Raw genomic sequence first — 17,700 nt, forward strand, 5'->3', positions numbered from 1 at the left:
CGAAGGCGCCCGTCCAGCAGATCTCATGACCGGAGACGCAGCCACCCCATGCAGGCCACCCCTCAGCACTCCCCGTCGACCGCCGTACGGCTCGACCACACCGCCGTCCTCGCCCGCGACCGGCGGCTGTCGGCGGAATTCCTCGCCGCCGTCCTCGGACTGACGGTCGGCGCCCCGTTCGGACCGTTCCTGCCCGTCGACCTCGGCAACGGCGTGACGCTCGACTACTACGAACAGCGCGAGGAACCCATACAGTCGCAGCACTACGCGTTCCTCGTGCCCGAGGAGCAGTTCGACACCATGATCGCCCGGCTGGAAGCGCTCGACGTCACGTACTACGCCGATCCGCACCACACCGATCCGGGCCGGATCAACCGTCTCTTCGGGGGCCGCGGCGCCTACTTCACCGACCCGTCCGGCCACAACATGGAGATCATGACCCGCCCCTACGTCCGCCCCTAGGGGGACGGCCGTCGCGGGCACCCGGCCGGACGGAGGACCTCAGTCGTCCGACCGGCTCGTGTGCCTGCGGCGGGCCCACAGGGGCAGGCCGTACCAGCACACGAGGTACCAGGCGACGACGCCGGTCACCAGATAGGGCACATAGCCGTCGTGCGTGGCCACCCGGAGGATCAGCAGCAGCGACGACGTCATCGTGGCCAGCAGCAGGACCAGGCCGACGAACGTCATCCGGGAGGCCAGCCGCACGGCCTGCGGCTTGACCCGGCGGCCGGAGACCAGGCGGTGCAGTGACACCGGACCGATCAGGGCGCCGGTCGCGCAGGCGCCCAGGACGACGGTCACGATGTAGATCGTCTGGTCGGGGAGGGCCAGGCGGCCGTACTTGGGCTGGAAGACGACGGTGAGCAGGAAGCCGAACAGGATCTGCACGCCCGTCTGGGCCACCCGGACCTCCTGGATGAGCTCGCCCCACATCCGGTCGGCCCGCTCTTCCTCGGACTCGTCACGCCCCTTGCGCCGCCCTTCCTGTGTCATGCGGTGCGTGTAACCGCCCGGCCGTTCGTTCAAACGGTCGGCGGTCGCCCGCTCACCAGCGGTGCTCGACCTGGTCCTTGATCCGGCGGTCGTACAGCTCGCGGATGGCGGTGCGGGTCTCCTCCGGCAGCGGCGGCAGCTTGGCCGCGGCGGCGTTGGCGCGGGCCTGCTCCGGGCTGCGGGCACCGGGGATCACCGTGGTCACGCCGTCCTGCTCGATGATCCAGCGCAGCGCCAGCTGGGCCGGGGTGTACCCCTCGGGGGCGAGCGCGGCGAACTCGGCGGCGGCCTCCACGCCCGCGCCGTAGTCGACGCCGGAGAAGGTCTCGCCCTGGTCGAAGGCCTCGCCGTGACGGTTGTAGGTGCGGTGGTCGTCGGCCGCGAACACCGTGTCCCTGGTGTACTTGCCGGACAGCAGGCCGGAGGCGAGCGGCACGCGCGCGATGATGCCGACGCCGGCCTCGCGGGCGGCGGGCAGGACCTCGGTCAGGGGCTTCATCCGGAAGGGGTTGAGGATGATCTGCACGCTCGCCACGTTCGGCCGGGCGATCGCGGTCAGCGCCTCGGCACACGTCTCCACGCTCACCCCGTACGCGGCGACGCGCTCCTCCTCGACCAGGGTGTCCAGGGCGTCGAACACGGCGTCCGAGGAGTAGACCGGGGTGGGCGGGCAGTGCAGTTGCACCAGGTCGACGCGGTCGACGCCGAGGTTGCGGCGCGAGCGGTCGTTCCACTCGCGGAAGTTGTCCAGGATGTAGTTCCCGGGGATCTGCTCGACCCGGCGGCCCATCTTGGTGGCCACGAGCACGTGCAGGTCGGGGCGGCCGCGCAGGAACGAGGCGATGGTCTCCTCGCTGCGCCCGTCGCCGTACACGTCGGCCGTGTCGAAGAAGGTGACCCCGGCCTCCGCCGCCGTCTCCAGGACGGACAGGGCCACCTTGTCGTCCACGTCGCCCCAGTCGGCGCCCAGCTGCCATGTGCCGAGACCGACGACCGACGCCCACTGACCCGACCTGCCGATTACGCGTTCGTCCATGGCGCCAGTCTGTCACCCGGCCCGGCGCCCCGCGGGACCGGCCGCTCCGCCGGGGGTACGGGTTCGCGCGCCGGCCGGACGGCGGCTGTCACCCGGTGGTACCGGGCCCGCCGGGCGTCAGCTGAGCCTGTACGGCGGGCCCGTAGCGGTCGGCGACGGCGTCGGCGCCGGTGCCGCGCAGGTGCGGGCCGCGGGCGATGCCGTACATCACGCCGAGGCCGACCAGGGCGGCGACCGCGAGTTCGGCGCGCAGGCCGGCGTCGGGGCCGGTGAGCCGGGCGGCGAGGCGCTCGGTCACCTGGGCGCGGAAGTTGGCGCGCAGCACGTCGCCGTGGTCGCCGTGCAGCGGGGCGAAGGCGATGCGCAGCAGCGGGTCGGCGCCCCGGTCGCGCTGGCTGGACAGCACGTGCCGGACCATGTGCCGGCCGAGGTCGTCCAGCGGGGCGTCCAGCAGGGCGTCGGCGTCGGTGTCGAAGGACATCACGCGGGCGAAGAGGGTGTCCTTGTTGCCGAAGTACTTCAGGATCAGCGGTGGGCTGACGCCGGCCCGGTCGGCGACCGCCTTGAGGGTGATGTCGGCGTGCGCGTGCCGGGCCAGCAGGAAGCGGGCGGCCTTCAGGATGGCTGCCTTGGTGGCCTCGGCGTCCCGGCGAGCGGGGGCGGGCGCCTGACCGGGTGGCGTGGTCACGGCCCTCCCGCTCCCCGCGTCGTCGCCATGGTCCTCATGGGCCGTGCCCCCTCCGTCGCCCTGCCCCTCATGCTCCCTCCAGCGCCTCGTCGCGTGCGCCCCGGGTGGCGCCCCGGGCCCGCCGGGTGGCCCCGGCGCCGCCGTCGCCCGGGATGGACAGGGCCGCCGCGCAGGCCACGAGGGCGATGGCACCGGCCATGGCGAAGGCGAGCAGGTAGCCGTCCAGGGTGGGTACGGGAACACCGCCCAGAGGGCTGCTGTGGTGGACGAGGACGGCCGCCACGGCCGCGCTGGAGACGGCCTGGCCGATGGTGCGCATGAGGACGTTGACGCCGTTGGCGGAGGCGGTCTGGGCGGCCGGTACGGCGCGCAGGATCAGGGTCGGCAGCGCCGAGTAGGCGAGCGTCGTGCCGGTCGCCACCACGGTGGCGCCCAGGATGATCATCCACAGGTCGCGGCTGTCGGTGATGCGCAGCGCGTACCCGCAGGCGATGACGGCGGCGCCCAGCGCGAGCGTGATGCGCGGGCCGCGCGCGGCCGAGATACGGGCCGACAGCGGGGAGAACAGCAGCATGGTGACGCCGCCGGGCAGCAGGCAGAGTCCGGTGGCGACGATGGACAGGCCGAGGCCGTACCCGGTGGCCTTCGGCGCCTGCACCAGCTGGGCGGTGACCAGGGAGTTGGCGTAGAAGGCGAACCCGGTCAGCAGGGCCGCCACATGGGACAGGCCCACCCGCGGCCGGCCGACCAGCCGCAGGTCGACCAGCGGCTGCGCGGTGCGCAACTGCTGCCACCACCACAGGGCGAGGACGACGAGGGCGCCGAGGAACAGGCCGAGGACCCGTGCGCTCCCCCAGCCCCAGGTGCCGCCCTGGGAGACACCGAGCAGCAGGCAGACCAGCCCGGCGGCGAGGCCGAGCGAGCCGAGGACGTCGAACCGTCCGGGCTCACGGACCGGCGACTCCTTCACCGCCCACCAGGTCGCCGCCACACCCGCCGCGCCGAGGGCGCTGGTCAGCCAGAACATGGTGTGCCAGTCGGCGTACTGCACGACCAGCGCGGCGAGCGGCAGGCCGAGCGCCGCGCCGATGCCGACGGTGGAGCTCATCAGTGCCACCGCGGAGCCCCGCCGCTCCGGCGGGAGTTCGTCGCGCAGGATGCTGATGGAGAGCGGAACGACGGAGGCCGCGGCGCCCTGGAGCGCGCGGGCGGCGATGAGCACGCCGATGTCGGAGGAGAGCGCGCACAGGACGGAGCCGACGGTCATCAGGGCGAGCGCGGCGGTGAGCACCCGGCGCTTGCCGTACATGTCGCCGGCCCGGCCGAGCACGGGGGTGAGGACGGCTCCGGAGAGCAGGGTCGCGGTGACCGTCCAGGAGACGGCGGCGGCCGACGCGCCGGTGAGCCGGGGCAGGTCGGGCAGCAGGGGGACGACCACGGTCTGCATGACCGCCATGAGGATGCCGCCCGACGCCAGCACCGGGATGGTGAGCCGGTCGCGCAATCGGGGCGCCGGCGTGCCGGTGCCGGGCGGCGGGGATATCGGGGCCGGCTGGTCCATCGGCGCTCCTGCGGGCGACACGGATACGAGGTGAATTTAAATTCACCCTATCGAGTGAATGAGCATTCACCAACCGGCGCCGGGCACGCGGGTGACGGCTCGGGCCGGGGTCCGCTCCGGGACGGCCGGGCAGTGGCCGGGGGCGGGCGGAGGAGCGGCTAGCGGTGGCGGGCGTGCAGGGCGCGGGCCGCGCGGGGGCCGAGCCAGCGCTTGAGCCTGCGCAGCGGCTCCAGCTGTCCGGCCGCCTTGTCCAGGCCGTAGTACAGCTGCGGCGGGACGTGCGGCAGCAGCGGCGAGTGGCGCTGGCCGAGGAGGGCGAACATCCGGTGCGGGGGCAGGTGGATGTAGCGGGGCAGGTTCTCGTACCACTGGGCGCTGTAGCGGGCCGCGCTCTGGACGGCCACCAGTTCGGCCCGGCGTCGGCGCCCGTACTCGGTGAGGGCCTCGGGCAGGCCGGCGTGCGTGCGCAGGGCGCCGGCGAGGCACATGGCGTCCTCCAGGGCGAGCGTGGTGCCGGCGCCGACGGAGTAGTGGGTGGTGTGGGCGGCGTCGCCGAGGAGGACCAGGTTGCCGTGGTGCCAGGTGTGGTTGGTGAGGGTGCGGAAGTTCTGCCAGGAGGCGCCGGAGCGGGCGATGAGGGGATGGCCGTCGAGGACGTCGGCGAAGAGTTTCTCCAGCAGGGCGAGGCTCTCGCCCTCGTCGGCCCGGTCCAGGCCGAGGCCGGTGAAGGTCTCCGGGGCGCACTCGACGACGCAGGTGCTGTGGTCGCCGCTGTAGCCGTAGCCGTAGGCCCAGATCCAGCCGTGCGCGGTCTCGGTGAAGGCGAAGGTGAAGGCGTCGAAGACCTTGGTGGTGCCGAGCCAGATGTAGTGGTTGCGGCCGGTGGTGATCCGGGTGCCGAAGTGGCCGGACCGGCCGGTGCGCAGGGCGCTGTGCACGCCGTCGGCGGCGACGACGAGGTCCGCTCCCAAGGGCGGTTCCGTGAGTTCGCTGCGGAACTCCACCCGGACGCCGAGGGCGCGGGCGCGGGCGCCGAGCAGGTCGAGCAGCCGGTGCCGGCCGATCCCGAAGCCCTCGTCGCTGTGATGCCGGGTGGACAGCTCCCGCACGTGGGCGACGCCTTCGTTCCAGCGGACGGAGTGCGCCTCGATCTCGTGGGCCGAGGCGGGGTCGTGGGCCCGGAGCCGGTCGAGGAGGTGACGCCAGTACGTCACACCCCAGCCGTAGGTGGAGCCCTCGGGGTCGCGTTCGTGCACGGTGATCTCGTGGGAGGGGTCCTGCCGCTTGAGCAGGATGGCGAGGTAGAGCCCGGCGGGCCCGCCTCCGACACAGACGACCTTCACGCGCACACCCCTGACAGTCACCGGACGTGGTCGTTCGGCACCGGAGAGTAGCAGGGCGGCGAGCCCGCCCGATCACGTCAGTCTGCCGTGGTGAGCCGCGCCACTCGGACGGGCGGCCGCCGGAAAGGATCGGCGGAGACCGGGGCGACCCGGCAAGGAATTCCCCGTTCCGGGTCAGGTCGGGCCACCTTCACAGCAAGATCATCTTGGTTCAACCCTGTACGACATGTGGTTAATTGTCCGGATCATAGCCAACCGGTTCCAGGCGATTTCTTCCACTCCACGACCTCCCGATAGGCATGCGTCGTCACCACCGCACCACTCTTCAGGAGGACCCGCATGCCCGACATCACCCGGCGCCGCGCGCTCACCGCGGCGGCCGCCGTGGCCGCGACGGCCTCGGCCGTCGCCCTCACCGCCCCCACCGCGTCGGCAGCCGGACACCACGACCACACCCCCACCGCGCCGGGATCGTTCGACGAGGTCTACAAGGGCCGCCGAATACAGGGCGGGCCGGGCAGCGGCGGCGGTCACCACCACGAACACGGCGGCGGATACGAGGTGTTCGTCGACGGCGTGCAGCTGCACGTGATGCGCAACGCCGACGGCACCTGGATCAGCGTCGTCAGCCACTACGACCCCGTGGCCACCCCGCGCGCCGCCGCCCGCGCCGCGGTGGACGAGCTGCAGGGCGCGCCGCTGCTGCCGTTCCCCGCCAACTGACCGCCCCCGCAAGACTCCCGGAGCACCCCGCACCATGACCGTACGCAAGAACCAGGCCGCCCTGACCGCCGACGAGAAGCGCCGGTTCGTCGCCGCCCTCCTCGAACTCAAGCGCAACGGGCGCTACGACGAGTTCGTCCGCACGCACAACGAGTTCATCATGGCGGACACCGACAGCGGCGAGCGGACCGGCCACCGCTCCCCCTCCTTCCTGCCCTGGCACCGCAGATTCCTGCTCGACTTCGAGCAGGCGCTGCAGTCCGTGGACTCCTCGGTCACCCTGCCCTACTGGGACTGGAGCACCGACCGCACGGTGCGTGCCTCGCTGTGGGCGCCGGACTTCCTCGGCGGCACCGGGCGCAGCAGCGACGGCCGGGTGATGGACGGCCCGTTCGCCGCGTCCGCCGGCGCCTGGCCGGTCAACGTGCGCGTCGACGGCCGCACGTTCCTGCGCCGCTCCCTCGGCACGAGCGTGCGCGAGCTGCCGACACGCGCCGAGGTGGACTCGGTGCTGGCGATGACGACGTACGACATGCCGCCCTACAACAGCGCCTCGGACGGCTTCCGCAACCACCTCGAGGGCTGGCGCGGGGTCAACCTGCACAACCGGGTGCACGTCTGGGTCGGCGGGCAGATGGCCACCGGCGTGTCCCCCAACGACCCGGTGTTCTGGCTGCACCACGCATACGTGGACAAGCTGTGGGCGGAGTGGCAGCGCCGGCACCCGGGCAGCGCCTATGCGCCGGCGGGCGGCACGCCGGACGTGGTGGACCTGAACGACACGATGAAGCCGTGGAACGACGTGCGCCCGGCGGACCTGCTGGACCACACCAAGCACTACACCTTCGACGTCTGATCAGACCTCGGCGGTACGGCACTCCGGGTGGCCCCAGCCCTGCGCGTTCTTGGCGATCTTCTCGCCGGCCGCGTAGGACCGGCCGCACGGGCAGCGGCCGGGGAACTTCGCCTTGATGGTGCGGGAGGACGCCCCGCCGCCCGTGCGGCGGGGTGCCTTTCCGCGCGGCGCCCCCGCCGCCTTCGGCGTGTCGGGGGACGGCGGGGGTTCCGGCGAGCCGAGCGCGCTGCCGGACGGCTCCTGGACGGTGGCCGCCTGGCTGGCCGCGCGGTCGGCGAAGTCGTTCAGCGGGTCGCCGTCGACCTGGTGGGCGGGAACGTACCGGAACTCGACCGACCGGCCGTCGAGCAGCTCGTCGATGCGGACCACCAGGTCCTGGTTGGCGACGGGCTTGCCGGCGGACGTCTTCCAGCCGTTGCGCTTCCAGCCGGGCAGCCAGGTGGTGACGGCCTTCATCGCGTACTGGGAGTCCATCCGGATCTCCAGCGGCACCTCCGGGTCCACGGCCGCAAGGAGCCGCTCCAGAGCCGTCAGTTCGGCGACGTTGTTCGTGGCCCGGCCGAGCGGGCCGGCCGCCCAGCGGGCGGCGGTCCGCTCGTCGTCGTCCGAGACCACCCACGCCCATCCGGCCGGTCCGGGGTTCCCCTTCGAAGCCCCGTCGCACGCGGCCACCACACGTTCACGCATGCGCTCGATCATGCCATGGCCGCGGGGAGCCCCGTCCCGGGGCGGGTCACACGTCCTTGATCTTCGGCATCTCCCCCTCGGTGGTCGTGATGTCGATCACCGAGAAGTTCGCGCCCTGCGGATCGCTGAGCGCCGCGAACCGGCCGAAGGGACTGCTCATCGGGCCGAAGCGGAGGATCCCGCCGAGCTTGGTGGCCCGCTCCACGGCCGCGTCGCAGTCGTCCACGGTGAAGTAGACGTTGATGTACGACGGCACCTCGGGCGGGAAGTCGTCGGTCATGCGCATGCGGCCGAGGACCGTGTCCTCGCCGATGTCGAACATCCGGAAGTCCACCGCGTCGTCCTCGATCTCCTTCATCCGGTACGGGAAGACAGAGGAGAGGAAGGTGTCCGTCTGCCCGGGCTCACGGGTGAACACCTCGGCCCAGCAGTAGGCGCCGGGCGTCGCCGTCGCCTCGAAGCCCTCGTGGGTGCCCGCCTGCCACACGCCGAACACGGCTCCGCTGGGCTCCCGGGCCAGGCACATCGTGCCGAACTCGCCGACCTGCATCGGCTCCATCAGCACCTCGCCGCCGTTCTCCCGGATCCTGTCCGCCGCGGCCGAGGCGTCCGGCGAGGCGAGGTACAGGCACCACTGCGACTGGCCCTCCTGGCCGGGCATGGGCGGGACGACGGCCGCCACGGCCCTGCCGTCCGCGTAGGCCTGCGTGTAGTTGCCGTACTCCGACGACGACTCGCCGAAGGTCCAGCCGAGGACGTCGCCGTAGAACCTCTTGGCTCCCTCGACGTCGCTGAACATCGCGTCGGCCCAGCAGGGCGTTCCCTCGGGTTGCACAGCCATGGTCGAAAGCCCTCTCGGTCGGCCGGATTGTCCCGCTACCTCACGCTAGCCACCCTGTGGTCGCGCCGCCCGTCGAACGCCGGGACGCCGGAAACCCCGGCGCCCCCAGGGCACGGAGGCGCGACACCGGCGCGCGATCACCCCCGCTCCCACGGAACGCGCTCAACGGCTCGTTTACGCGACGCAGTGATCGAAACCGCCCCTTTCACGCTGTACCGGAAGATCACGTGCCCTGTTTGGCTGGTCCGAGCGCACCGGCACCGCGCGCACCGCCGACCGATCCGCACCACCCCTGTCCGCCTCTTTCGCAGGAGGGAACGTGTCCACTCCGGACATCGCCACCGGCTCCGCAGTCGACGAACCCGACCCCGGCCCCCCGGCAGACGCTCCGCTCACCAGCCTGAGCACCCGGGCGGCCCGTCAGCTCACCACCACCACCAAGTCCGAACCGCAGATGCAGGCCATCACCTCCCGGTGGCTGCTGAAGACCCTGCCGTGGGTGGACGTCAAGGGCGGCGCCTACCGGGTCAACCGGCGTCTGCAACTGCGCACCGGTCGCGGACGCGTGCACTTCGAGCAGAACGGCGCCGACGACATCCGCGTCGTCCCGGAGACACTGACCGAGCTGCCGATCCTGCGCGGCTATGCCGACCTCGACGTACTGCGGGAGATCGCCTCCCGGTTCCAGCCGCGGGAGGTGCGCCCGGGCCAGGTGCTGTTCGAGGCGGGACAGCCGGTCACCGAGGCCTACCTCGTGGCGCACGGTCGCTTCACCCGCTACGCGCGCGGCAAGTACGGCGACGAGGAGATCGTCGGCGTCGTCACGGGCGGCGACCAGATGGGCGACGAGGCGGTCGGCCAGTCCGATCCGCTGTGGCTGACCTCCGTGCGGGCGGAGACCGCCGGTGTGGTGCTGGCGCTGCCCTGGGCGGTCGTGCAGGAGTTCACCGGGCGGGTGCCGTCCCTCGCGGCCCACCTGGCGGCGTATGTCGAGCGGCAGCACCGTCCGATGAACCGCAAGGGCGAGGCGGAGGTGCCCGTACAGGCCGGGCATGTGGGCGAGCCGACCCTCCAGGGCGGCTTCGTCGACTACGAACTGGCCCCACGCGAGTACGAGTTGTCGCTCACCCAGACCGTGCTGCGGGTGCACTCCCGGGTGGCCGACCTCTACAACGACCCGATGGACCAGACCGCCCAGCAGCTGCGGCTGACCGTGGAGGAGATCCGCGAGCGACAGGAGTGGGAGCTGGTCAACAACCGCGAGTTCGGGCTCCTGCACAACGTCGACTACGGCCAGCGGATCAGCACCTACACCGGTCCGCCGACACCGGACGACATGGACGAACTGCTGGCGATGCGGCGCAAGACGAAGGTCTTCCTCGCCCACCCGAAGGCGATCGCGGCCTTCTTCCGGCAGTGCAACAAGCGCGGCCTGGTGCCCGGCACGGCGAGCGTGGACGGTCACGAGGTGCCCGCCTGGCGGGGGGTGCCGATCTTCCCGTGCAGCAAGATCCCGGTCAGCGGGAACCACACCAGCAGCATCATCGCGCTGCGCACCGGCGAGGCCGACCAGGGGGTGATCGGTCTCTACCAGACCGGCATCCCCGAGGAGTACCAGCCGGGGCTGAACGTCCGTTTCATGGGCATCGACACCGCCGCCATCATCAAGTACCTGGTCACGGCCTACTACTCGCTCGCCATCCTGGTTCCCGACGCGGCCGGCATCCTGGAGAACGTCCAGCTCGGCCGGACCGCCGAGTGACGGCCCGGAGCACGTCATGAGCACCTCGACCCCCGGCTACCGGCTGCCCGGACCACCGAATATCGCCCAGAGCATGCGCAGGGACCGGCGCACCGGCACGATCCCCGGACTGCGCCACCGGCCGGCTGCTCCCGCCGACCCGCAGAAGGCCGCCGAGGTCGACCGCCGGCTGGAGACCTGGGCCCGCGGACTGGACCTGTTCCCCGAGGCGTGGAAGGGGGACTTCTCCGGCTTCCAGTTCGGCCGGGCCGTCGTCCTGCAGCACCCGGGCGCACTCGACCTGGATCGCCTCACGGTCGCGGGCCAGCTGCTGCTCGCCGAGAACGTCGTCGACTCCTGCTACTGCGAGGAGGACGAGGGCCGGGGCGGAGCGCGCCGCGGACTGGGCGGACGGCTGATCATGGCCCAGTCGGCGATCGACCCGTACCACGGGGTCCCGGAGCTGGAGGAGGAGTGGCGCGAGGGCGTACGGACCGACGGTCCGCTGCGCTCGTACCACTTCGCCCTCGCCGACTACGCCGCCTTCGCCACCCCCAGCCAGACCGGCCGGTTCGTGCACGACATCGCCCGGCTGCACCTGGGCTACCTGGCCGAGGCCGCCTGGGCCGAGACCCGGTACGTGCCCCGGGTGTGGGAGTACCTGGTGATGCGGCAGTTCAACAACTTCCGGCCCTGTCTGTCGATCGTCGACGCGGTGGACGGCTACGAGCTTCCCGAACAGGTCTACGCCCGGCCCGAGATCCAGCGGATCACGGCCCTCGCCTGCAACGCCACCACCATCGTCAACGACCTGTACTCCTTCACCAAGGAGCTGGCCAGCGACCCGACCCACCTCAACCTGCCGCAGGTGGTCGCCGCCAACGACCGCCGCGGGCTGAAGGCCGCCTATCTGAAGGCCGTCGAGATCCACAACCGGATCATGGAGGCCTTCGAGGAGGAGTCCGCCCTGCTGTCCGCCACCTCGCCCCTCGTGGAGCGCTACGCCGAGGGGCTCGCCGCCTGGGTGTCCGGCAACCACGAGTGGCACGCCACCAACTCCCACCGCTACCACCTGCCCGACTACTGGTAATCGCACCGCTCACCGGATCGAAACACCGTCATACGCGCAACAAGGAGTCACCGTTGACGACCGTGCCCGTCGCCCGGACCGCAACCCTTCCCGTGCCGGCCCAGTCCACGTACCAGAGCCGCGTGGCCGACTACTGGAACGCCGAGGAGAACCCGGTCAACCTCGAACTCGGCAAGATCGACGACCTGTACCACCACCACTACGGCATCGGGGCGGCCGACCGCTCGGTGCTCGACGAGCCGGACGCCGCCCTGCGCCGGGAGCGCGTGACCACCGAACTGCACCGGCTGGAGCACGCCCAGGCCGAGCTGCTCGCCTCCCATCTCGGGCCGCTCTCCCCCGCCGACCGGGTCTTCGACGCCGGCTGCGGGCGCGGCGGCGGCAGCGTGGTGGCACACCTGCGGTACGGCTGCCACGCCGACGGGGTCACCCTCTCGACGAAGCAGGCGGAGTTCGCCAACGAGCAGGCCCGCGCGCGGGGCATCGACGACAAGGTGCGCTACCACCACCGCAACATGCTCGACACCGGGTTCGAGACCGGCGCGTACGCGGCGTCCTGGAACAACGAGTCCACCATGTACGTCGAGCTGGACCTGCTGTTCGCCGAGCACGCCCGGCTGCTGCGCCGCGGCGGCCGCTACGTGGTGATCACCGGCTGCTACAACGACACCTACGGGCAGGCCTCCCGCGAGGTGTCGCTGATCAACGCGCACTACATCTGCGACATCCATCCGCGGTCGGAGTACTTCCGCGCGATGGCCCGAAACCGGCTGGTGCCGGTCCACGTCGAGGACCTGACGGAGGCCACCATCCCGTACTGGGACCTGCGCAAGGAGGCGGACCACCTGGTCACGGGCATCGAGGACACCTTCCTGTCCGCGTACCGCAACGGCAGCTTCCAGTACCTGCTCATCGTGGCCGACCGGGTCTGAGCCCGGCGTAATTCCGTCGACAGCGCGGGCGTCGAGACGCTGGGATGGGCTCCGATGAGTGCCTTCGACAGCAAACCGCAGCGGATGCACGCGGACGAGCTCGACCTCGACGCCCCGCTGGTCCAGCGCCTGGTCGCCCGCCGGTTCCCGCGGTGGGCCGCGCTGCCCGTACGGCGGCTCGCGTCCTCCGGGACCGAGAACGCCATGTTCCGTCTGGGTGCCGACCTGGTGGTCCGGCTGCCCCGGCGCCCCGCCGCCGTACCGGACGTGACGCGCGAGCGGCACGTGCTGGCCCGGCTCGCTCCGCTGCTGCCGGTGGCGGTGCCCGAACCGCTGGGGGTGGGCGGACCGGACGAGGACTTCCCGTGGCCCTGGGCCGTCTACCGCTGGCTGGAGGGCCGCAACCCGGTGGCGGGGGCCGTGGCGGATCCGGAACGGCTCGCCGGAGATCTCGGGGCGTTCGTGCGCGCCCTGCGCCGGATCCCCCGCCAGGACGGGCCGCCCGGTCACCGGGCCGGTCCGCTGCGCGACCGTGACGCACCCACCCGCGCGGCCATCGCCGAGCTGGCCGGGCAGGTCGACACCGACGCGGTCACGGCCTGCTGGGAACAGGCCCTGCGAGCACCGGAGCACTCCGGTCCGGTGTGGGCCCACGGCGATCTGTCCCCCGGGAACGTGCTGGTCGAAGACGGCCGGCTGAGTGCCGTGATCGATTTCGGCACCGCCGGGGTCGGCGACCGGGCCGTGGACCTGATCGTGGCCTGGAACCTGCTGCCCGCGACCGCCCGGGACACCTTCCGCGCGGCCGTCGGCGCCGACGACGCGGAGTGGGCGCGGGGGCGCGGCTGGGCGCTGTCGATCTCGCTGATCCAGCTGCCGTACTACCGGCACACCAACCCGGCCCTGGCCGAGAACTCCCGGCACGTGATCGCCGAGATCCTCGCCGAGGCCGGGTGAAGGCGGCCGGCCGGGCATCCCGCTACGCGCCGGCGTACGCCTGTTCCAGCGCGGCGGCGTCCAGCTTGCCCATGGCCATCATGGCCCGGGTGGCCCGCGCGGCCTTCGCCGGGTCGGGGTCGGCGATCATGCCCAGGAGCGGGGCGTAGACGACCTGCCAGGAGACGCCGTACCGGTCCTTGAGCCAGCCGCAGGGTCCGGGCTCGCCGCCGTTCTCGGTGAGCTTGGCCCAGTACTGGTCGATCTCCTGCTGGTCCGAGCAGAGGATCTGGAAGGAGACCGCCTCGTTGAACGTGAACTCGGGGCCGCCGTTCAGCGCCACGAACCTCTGGCCGTTGGCCGTGAAGTCCACGGTCAGCACGGAGCCGGCCGGGCCGGGACCGGACTCGGTCCACCGGACGACGCGTCCGATGCTGGAGTCCTTGAAGACCGACACGTAGAAGTGCGCGGCCTCCTCCGCCTGGCCGTCGAACCAGAGACACGTGATGAATCCGTCGGTGGTCATGAGCGCCTCCCGGGGCGTGGAACGGTGCGTGGAACACGGTCATGTGTGTCGACCCCTCCCGCGCGCGGAACTCATCGGTCCCGTCCCCGGACCACCCGGACGGGTGAGGCGTGTGCCCTAGCATCTGGATCATGACCTCCGCACCCGACGCGAGCATCCGGCCCTTCCGCCTCTCGGTCCCGCAGAGCGACCTCGACGACCTCCACGACCGCCTCGACCGCACCCGCTGGCCCGCCGAGCTGCCCGGCGCCGGCTGGGAGTACGGCGTCCCGGCCGGCTATCTGCGGGAGCTGGTCTCCTATTGGCGGCACGCGTACGACTGGCGCGCCGCGGAGGCCCGGCTGAACGCGTGGCCGCAGTTCACGACGACGATCGACGGCGCACACATCCATTTCGCGCATCTGCGCTCCCCCGAGCCGGACGCCGTCCCGCTGCTGCTGACCCACGGCTGGCCGGGATCGTTCGTGGAGTTCCTGGACGTGGCCGGACCGCTCGCCGACCCGGCGGCGCACGGCGGGGACCCGGCCGACGCCTTCCACGTCGTCATGCCGGCCATCCCCGGCTTCGGGTTGTCCGGTCCGACCACGGAGCCCGGCTGGGAGGCGGGCCGCGTCGCCGACGCCTGGGCGGAGCTGATGCGCCGGCTCGGCTACGAGCGGTTCGGCGCCCAGGGCGGCGACTGGGGCGCGGCGATCTCCCGGGAGCTGGGCCGCGCCCATCCCGACCGGGTCATCGGCGTCCACCTCAACCTGCTGCCGGGCGCGCAGGCGGCCACCGAGCCGACCGAGGAGGAACTGGCCGGGCTCGGGCCGGAGGAACGGGAGCGGACGCTGCGGTCGTGGCGCCGCTGGGCCGACTGGTCGCGGGAGGGCACGGGGTACGCCGTCCTGCAGTCCACCCGGCCGCACACCCTCGGCTACGCCCTGACGGACTCGCCCGTGGGCCAGCTCGCCTGGATCGTGGAGAAGTTCCGCGAGTGGAGCGACTGCGCCGAGCTGCCGGAGGAGGCCGTCGACCGGGACCGGCTGCTGACCAATGTGATGCTGTACTGGCTGACCGGCACGGCCGCCTCGTCCGCCCGGATCTACTACGAGCGGGCGCACGCCTCCGGCCGGACCGCCCGCCCCGCCGAGCCGTCGGCCGCCCCGACCGCGCTCGCCCTGTTCCCGGCCGAACCCCAGATCGCGCTGCGGCACAAGGCGGAGCGCACGGAGAACCTGGTGCGCTGGACGGAGTACGACCGCGGCGGGCACTTCGCGGCCATGGAGGAGCCGGACCTGCTGGTCGACGACGTCCGGGCGTTCTTCCGGCAGCTGCGGACGGGTGACCGGACGCCGGGGTGACCGGGCGGCCGACGGCTGGATGACCAGGCGGACGGGCGGCCGGACGGGCGGCCGGGCGGGCGGGCGGACGGGCGGACGGGCGGACGGGCGGACGGCGGGATCAGGCCGCCAGGCAGAGCCCCTGGTACGGCCGGTGCGGCACGGCGGCGGGCCGACGCCGCTCGGCCGTGCGCCGGGTCAGCTCGCCGTGCGCCAGCGACAGCAGATCCCCGAGGCCCAGGCCGAGCGCGTGCGCGGCGGCGGCGAGGACCTCGGAGGACGCCTCCTTGCGGCCCCGCTCGATCTCGGACAGGTAGGGCAGCGAGATCCGGGCCTCGTCGGCCACGTCCTTGAGGGTGCGCTCCTGCTCCTGCCGCTCACGGCGCAGCACCTCGCCGACCAGATCCCGCCACAGGGGTTCCTTGGGGGCGGGCTCGGGCTCCGGCGCCGCCGGACGGGCCGGCGCGGGTCGCAGAGGGATCACTCGGGCTTGGTCGCTCAGCGGGACGGTCATCCCATCAGCCTAGGAGTGCGGCGATCGGGGACAAGGTCCCGGTGTTCCGCCCTGAGGGAAATCCCGGGCCGGGACCCGCCTTCGAACAGCCGTTTTACGCCAGTGCGGCCGACCGGGTGCATGCGCGGCGTCACTGTGGGTACCCGCCCGGTGAGCGGCTTCACGGGGGCATGACCCATCGGAAAGCGGGTACCCGGAGAGACGCGAGTCGCACAAAAAGAGATGGGACACGCAGGCCCTTAGAGGCACACGTCGAACCGTGACTTTCGTGGGAGAGGCAATGAACACCGCCGCCGGGATCCGGTCGGAAGCAGAGGTCGTCGAGCAGACCGAGCAGGACAGGACGGTCGGAAGGTCACTGCCTGGCATCGAGGACCCTGCGTCCGTCGCCCCGCGGGACGCACGGGAGCTGTCCCGCCAGTTCTTCCGCAGGCTGGCCGAGCTCGAAGAGGGCACGCACGAGCACCAATACGCGCGCAACACCCTCATCGAGATGAACATGTCGCTGGTGCGCTTCGCGGCCGGACGGTTCCGGGGTCGTGGCGACGACATGGAGGACATCGTCCAGACCGGCATGATCGGCCTGATCAAGGCCATCGACCGGTTCGAACTGTCGCGCGAGGTCGAGTTCACCTCCTTCGCCCTGCCGTACATCGTCGGCGAGATCAAGCGGTTCTTCCGGGACACCACCTGGGCCGTCCATGTGCCGCGCAGGCTCCAGGAGCTGCGGGTCGAGCTGGCCAAGGCGCGCGAGGAGCTCTCCAGCCGGCTGGACCGGGACCCGACGGTCGCCGAGCTGGCCACGCTGATGAACATCTCCGAGACCGAGGTGGTCGAGGGCCAGCTGGCCTCCAACGGCTACAACTCGGCCTCGCTGGACGCCGCCCTCACCGGAGACGGACCCGAGGACGGCGAGGCGGTGCTCGCCGACTTCATCGGTGTGGAGGAGGAGGGGCTGCGGCTCGTCGAGGACTTCCACGCGCTCGCCCCGCTGATGGCGGAGCTGAGCGACCGTGACCGTCAGATCATCCACCTGCGGTTCGTGGAGGAGGCCACCCAGGCTGAGATCGGGGAGCGGCTCGGGTGCTCCCAGATGCACGTCTCCCGGCTGATCAAGCGCATCATCACCCGGCTGCGCCAGGGAATGCTCGGCGAACTCGGCTGCGCCTGACACGGCACCGTCGGGGCGCTCCCGGCCGGGCCGGAGTGCCCCGACGGTCCGGTACGGAACCGGCCTTCCTCAACGGTTGGGCTCAGCGGTTCAGCGCAAAGACCGCCCGCACCCGTTTGCCCACGGGGACGCGCTCCACGGTGATCTCCGAGGCCAGGGCGTGCACGATCTCCAGCCCATGCCGTCCGACGCGCTCGGGGTCCCGCGGGAAGCGGCGCGGAAGGGCGCTGCTGCTGTCGTACACGGACACCGCCACGGCGCTGCCCGTGCCCTCCAGCTCCAGGATGTAGGGGCCGTCGCTGTGCTGGTCGGCGTTGGTGACGAGTTCGCTCACCATCAGCAGCAGCTCGCCGTCGGCCCGGCCGTCGACGGTGGCGCACCATTCGGTCCGCAGTTGCTGGAGGAACCGGGCCGCGAAGGCGCGTGCCTCGGCGATGCATCCGGGTTCGCCGGTGTAGTGCGCCGCTCGTCGCAGCGGCTCCACGGGTACGTCGAAACCAGTCGGTATCACTGCCCCGCCCAGGTGCTCGGTCATGCTGTCTCTCTCGGAAAGCCCGGTACGGCCGGTCGCTGTTGCACCAGTCCTCGTACCCCGAGCCCGGCCGCGCAGTCCACCGGATGCGTTCGCCTACCGCGCACAGTGGCGAGGGTCACGGTACGGGGCGCGCGGGTACCGGCGCCCGCTCACGACTCGGTACCGCCCTGCTGGTCCTGCCGCTGATCGTCCTGCTGATTGT

Annotated in this window: 19 protein-coding genes; 9 read left to right on the forward strand and 10 right to left on the reverse strand. The window is 72.0% G+C overall.

All coding sequences use genetic code 11. The features are described from left to right. Positions 1 to 48: 48 nt before the first annotated feature. Entirely contained in the window at positions 49 to 462 is a 414-nt protein-coding gene (locus FHS34_RS04765) for a VOC family protein (protein WP_184961449.1), read from the forward strand. A 39-nt stretch (positions 463 to 501) separates the two neighbouring features. On the opposite strand, the gene FHS34_RS04770 is transcribed toward FHS34_RS04765, so the two are convergent. The 5 genes from FHS34_RS04770 to FHS34_RS04790 form a co-directional block, all read right to left on the reverse strand. Next, positions 502 to 996 carry a DUF6328 family protein gene (locus FHS34_RS04770; protein WP_184961451.1) on the reverse strand — a complete coding sequence of 165 codons (495 nt, stop codon included), beginning with the start codon at positions 994 to 996 and terminating at the stop codon, positions 502 to 504. Positions 997 to 1,048: 52 nt separating this feature from the next. Next, on the reverse strand, positions 1,049 to 2,032 hold the full coding sequence (locus tag FHS34_RS04775) for an aldo/keto reductase (protein WP_184961453.1): 984 nt from the start codon (positions 2,030 to 2,032) through the stop codon (positions 1,049 to 1,051). 88 nt (positions 2,033 to 2,120) lie between these two features. Next, on the reverse strand, positions 2,121 to 2,720 hold the full coding sequence (locus tag FHS34_RS04780) for a TetR/AcrR family transcriptional regulator (protein WP_184961455.1): 600 nt from the start codon (positions 2,718 to 2,720) through the stop codon (positions 2,121 to 2,123). Positions 2,721 to 2,787: 67 nt separating this feature from the next. After that, positions 2,788 to 4,281, reverse strand: a complete 1,494-nt coding sequence (locus FHS34_RS04785; RefSeq protein ID WP_184961457.1) for an MFS transporter — start codon at positions 4,279 to 4,281, stop codon at positions 2,788 to 2,790. Positions 4,282 to 4,439: 158 nt separating this feature from the next. Then, complete coding sequence (locus FHS34_RS04790; protein WP_184961459.1) at positions 4,440 to 5,630, reverse strand: FAD-dependent monooxygenase; 1,191 nt, start codon at positions 5,628 to 5,630, stop codon at positions 4,440 to 4,442. A gap of 333 nt (positions 5,631 to 5,963) precedes the next feature. On the opposite strand from FHS34_RS04790, the gene melC1 reads away from it, so the two are divergent. Together melC1 and melC2 are read left to right on the forward strand one after the other, a co-directional pair. Then, positions 5,964 to 6,347, forward strand: a complete 384-nt coding sequence (gene melC1, locus FHS34_RS04795; protein ID WP_184961461.1) for an apotyrosinase chaperone MelC1 — start codon at positions 5,964 to 5,966, stop codon at positions 6,345 to 6,347. 34 nt (positions 6,348 to 6,381) lie between these two features. Continuing rightward, positions 6,382 to 7,203 carry a tyrosinase MelC2 gene (gene melC2, locus FHS34_RS04800; RefSeq protein WP_184961463.1) on the forward strand — a complete coding sequence of 274 codons (822 nt, stop codon included), beginning with the start codon at positions 6,382 to 6,384 and terminating at the stop codon, positions 7,201 to 7,203. On the opposite strand, the gene FHS34_RS04805 is transcribed toward melC2, so the two are convergent. Both FHS34_RS04805 and FHS34_RS04810 read right to left on the reverse strand, forming a co-directional pair. Further along, entirely contained in the window at positions 7,204 to 7,902 is a 699-nt protein-coding gene (locus tag FHS34_RS04805; protein ID WP_184961465.1) for a ribonuclease H family protein, read from the reverse strand. A 34-nt stretch (positions 7,903 to 7,936) separates the two neighbouring features. After that, positions 7,937 to 8,731, reverse strand: a complete 795-nt coding sequence (locus tag FHS34_RS04810) for a VOC family protein (protein ID WP_184961467.1) — start codon at positions 8,729 to 8,731, stop codon at positions 7,937 to 7,939. A 319-nt stretch (positions 8,732 to 9,050) separates the two neighbouring features. On the opposite strand from FHS34_RS04810, the gene FHS34_RS04815 reads away from it, so the two are divergent. From FHS34_RS04815 to FHS34_RS04830, 4 genes are read left to right on the forward strand one after another with little or no spacing between them, the layout of a single operon-like run. Further along, a complete protein-coding gene (locus tag FHS34_RS04815; protein WP_184961469.1) occupies positions 9,051 to 10,493 on the forward strand; it encodes a family 2B encapsulin nanocompartment shell protein in 1,443 nt (480 codons plus the stop codon). A 16-nt stretch (positions 10,494 to 10,509) separates the two neighbouring features. Beyond that, complete coding sequence (locus tag FHS34_RS04820; RefSeq protein WP_184961471.1) at positions 10,510 to 11,562, forward strand: family 2 encapsulin nanocompartment cargo protein terpene cyclase; 1,053 nt, start codon at positions 10,510 to 10,512, stop codon at positions 11,560 to 11,562. Between the two features lie 53 nt (positions 11,563 to 11,615). Beyond that, positions 11,616 to 12,494 (forward strand): geranyl diphosphate 2-C-methyltransferase, encoded by an 879-nt coding sequence (locus FHS34_RS04825; RefSeq protein WP_184961473.1) that lies wholly within the window; start codon positions 11,616 to 11,618, stop codon positions 12,492 to 12,494. Between the two features lie 54 nt (positions 12,495 to 12,548). Next, positions 12,549 to 13,451 carry an aminoglycoside phosphotransferase family protein gene (locus tag FHS34_RS04830; protein WP_225817528.1) on the forward strand — a complete coding sequence of 301 codons (903 nt, stop codon included), beginning with the start codon at positions 12,549 to 12,551 and terminating at the stop codon, positions 13,449 to 13,451. A gap of 22 nt (positions 13,452 to 13,473) precedes the next feature. On the opposite strand, the gene FHS34_RS04835 is transcribed toward FHS34_RS04830, so the two are convergent. Then, positions 13,474 to 13,956 carry a VOC family protein gene (locus FHS34_RS04835; RefSeq protein WP_184961475.1) on the reverse strand — a complete coding sequence of 161 codons (483 nt, stop codon included), beginning with the start codon at positions 13,954 to 13,956 and terminating at the stop codon, positions 13,474 to 13,476. Positions 13,957 to 14,087: 131 nt separating this feature from the next. Here FHS34_RS04835 and FHS34_RS04840 point away from each other — a divergent pair, with 131 nt between their 5' ends. Further along, a complete protein-coding gene (locus FHS34_RS04840) occupies positions 14,088 to 15,299 on the forward strand; it encodes an epoxide hydrolase family protein (protein ID WP_184961477.1) in 1,212 nt (403 codons plus the stop codon). Between the two features lie 100 nt (positions 15,300 to 15,399). Here the strand turns inward: FHS34_RS04840 and FHS34_RS04845 are convergent, their stop codons facing one another. Then, a complete protein-coding gene (locus tag FHS34_RS04845; protein ID WP_184961479.1) occupies positions 15,400 to 15,792 on the reverse strand; it encodes a helix-turn-helix domain-containing protein in 393 nt (130 codons plus the stop codon). Between the two features lie 280 nt (positions 15,793 to 16,072). On the opposite strand from FHS34_RS04845, the gene FHS34_RS04850 reads away from it, so the two are divergent. After that, complete coding sequence (locus FHS34_RS04850; protein ID WP_184962824.1) at positions 16,073 to 16,963, forward strand: RNA polymerase sigma factor SigF; 891 nt, start codon at positions 16,073 to 16,075, stop codon at positions 16,961 to 16,963. An 82-nt stretch (positions 16,964 to 17,045) separates the two neighbouring features. Here the strand turns inward: FHS34_RS04850 and FHS34_RS04855 are convergent, their stop codons facing one another. Further along, the gene (locus FHS34_RS04855; RefSeq protein ID WP_184961481.1) at positions 17,046 to 17,498 is read right to left on the reverse strand and encodes an ATP-binding protein; all 453 of its coding nucleotides are present in this window, start codon (positions 17,496 to 17,498) and stop codon (positions 17,046 to 17,048) included. Positions 17,499 to 17,700: the final 202 nt, after the last annotated feature.

The organism is Streptomyces echinatus (assembly GCF_014203595.1).
GTDB lineage: Bacteria > Actinomycetota > Actinomycetes > Streptomycetales > Streptomycetaceae > Streptomyces > Streptomyces echinatus.

Coding starts and splice junctions, on each gene's coding strand:
- FHS34_RS04765 (WP_184961449.1), top strand. CDS start 49: ATGCAGGCCACCCCTCAGCACTCCCCGTCGACCGCCGTACGGCTCGAC.
- FHS34_RS04770 (WP_184961451.1), bottom strand. CDS start 996: ATGACACAGGAAGGGCGGCGCAAGGGGCGTGACGAGTCCGAGGAAGAG.
- FHS34_RS04775 (WP_184961453.1), bottom strand. CDS start 2,032: ATGGACGAACGCGTAATCGGCAGGTCGGGTCAGTGGGCGTCGGTCGTC.
- FHS34_RS04785 (WP_184961457.1), bottom strand. CDS start 4,281: ATGGACCAGCCGGCCCCGATATCCCCGCCGCCCGGCACCGGCACGCCG.
- melC1 (WP_184961461.1), top strand. CDS start 5,964: ATGCCCGACATCACCCGGCGCCGCGCGCTCACCGCGGCGGCCGCCGTG.
- melC2 (WP_184961463.1), top strand. CDS start 6,382: ATGACCGTACGCAAGAACCAGGCCGCCCTGACCGCCGACGAGAAGCGC.
- FHS34_RS04805 (WP_184961465.1), bottom strand. CDS start 7,902: ATGATCGAGCGCATGCGTGAACGTGTGGTGGCCGCGTGCGACGGGGCT.
- FHS34_RS04810 (WP_184961467.1), bottom strand. CDS start 8,731: ATGGCTGTGCAACCCGAGGGAACGCCCTGCTGGGCCGACGCGATGTTC.
- FHS34_RS04820 (WP_184961471.1), top strand. CDS start 10,510: ATGAGCACCTCGACCCCCGGCTACCGGCTGCCCGGACCACCGAATATC.
- FHS34_RS04830 (WP_225817528.1), top strand. CDS start 12,549: ATGAGTGCCTTCGACAGCAAACCGCAGCGGATGCACGCGGACGAGCTC.
- FHS34_RS04835 (WP_184961475.1), bottom strand. CDS start 13,956: ATGACCACCGACGGATTCATCACGTGTCTCTGGTTCGACGGCCAGGCG.
- FHS34_RS04840 (WP_184961477.1), top strand. CDS start 14,088: ATGACCTCCGCACCCGACGCGAGCATCCGGCCCTTCCGCCTCTCGGTC.
- FHS34_RS04845 (WP_184961479.1), bottom strand. CDS start 15,792: ATGACCGTCCCGCTGAGCGACCAAGCCCGAGTGATCCCTCTGCGACCC.
- FHS34_RS04850 (WP_184962824.1), top strand. CDS start 16,073: ATGAACACCGCCGCCGGGATCCGGTCGGAAGCAGAGGTCGTCGAGCAG.
- FHS34_RS04855 (WP_184961481.1), bottom strand. CDS start 17,498: ATGACCGAGCACCTGGGCGGGGCAGTGATACCGACTGGTTTCGACGTA.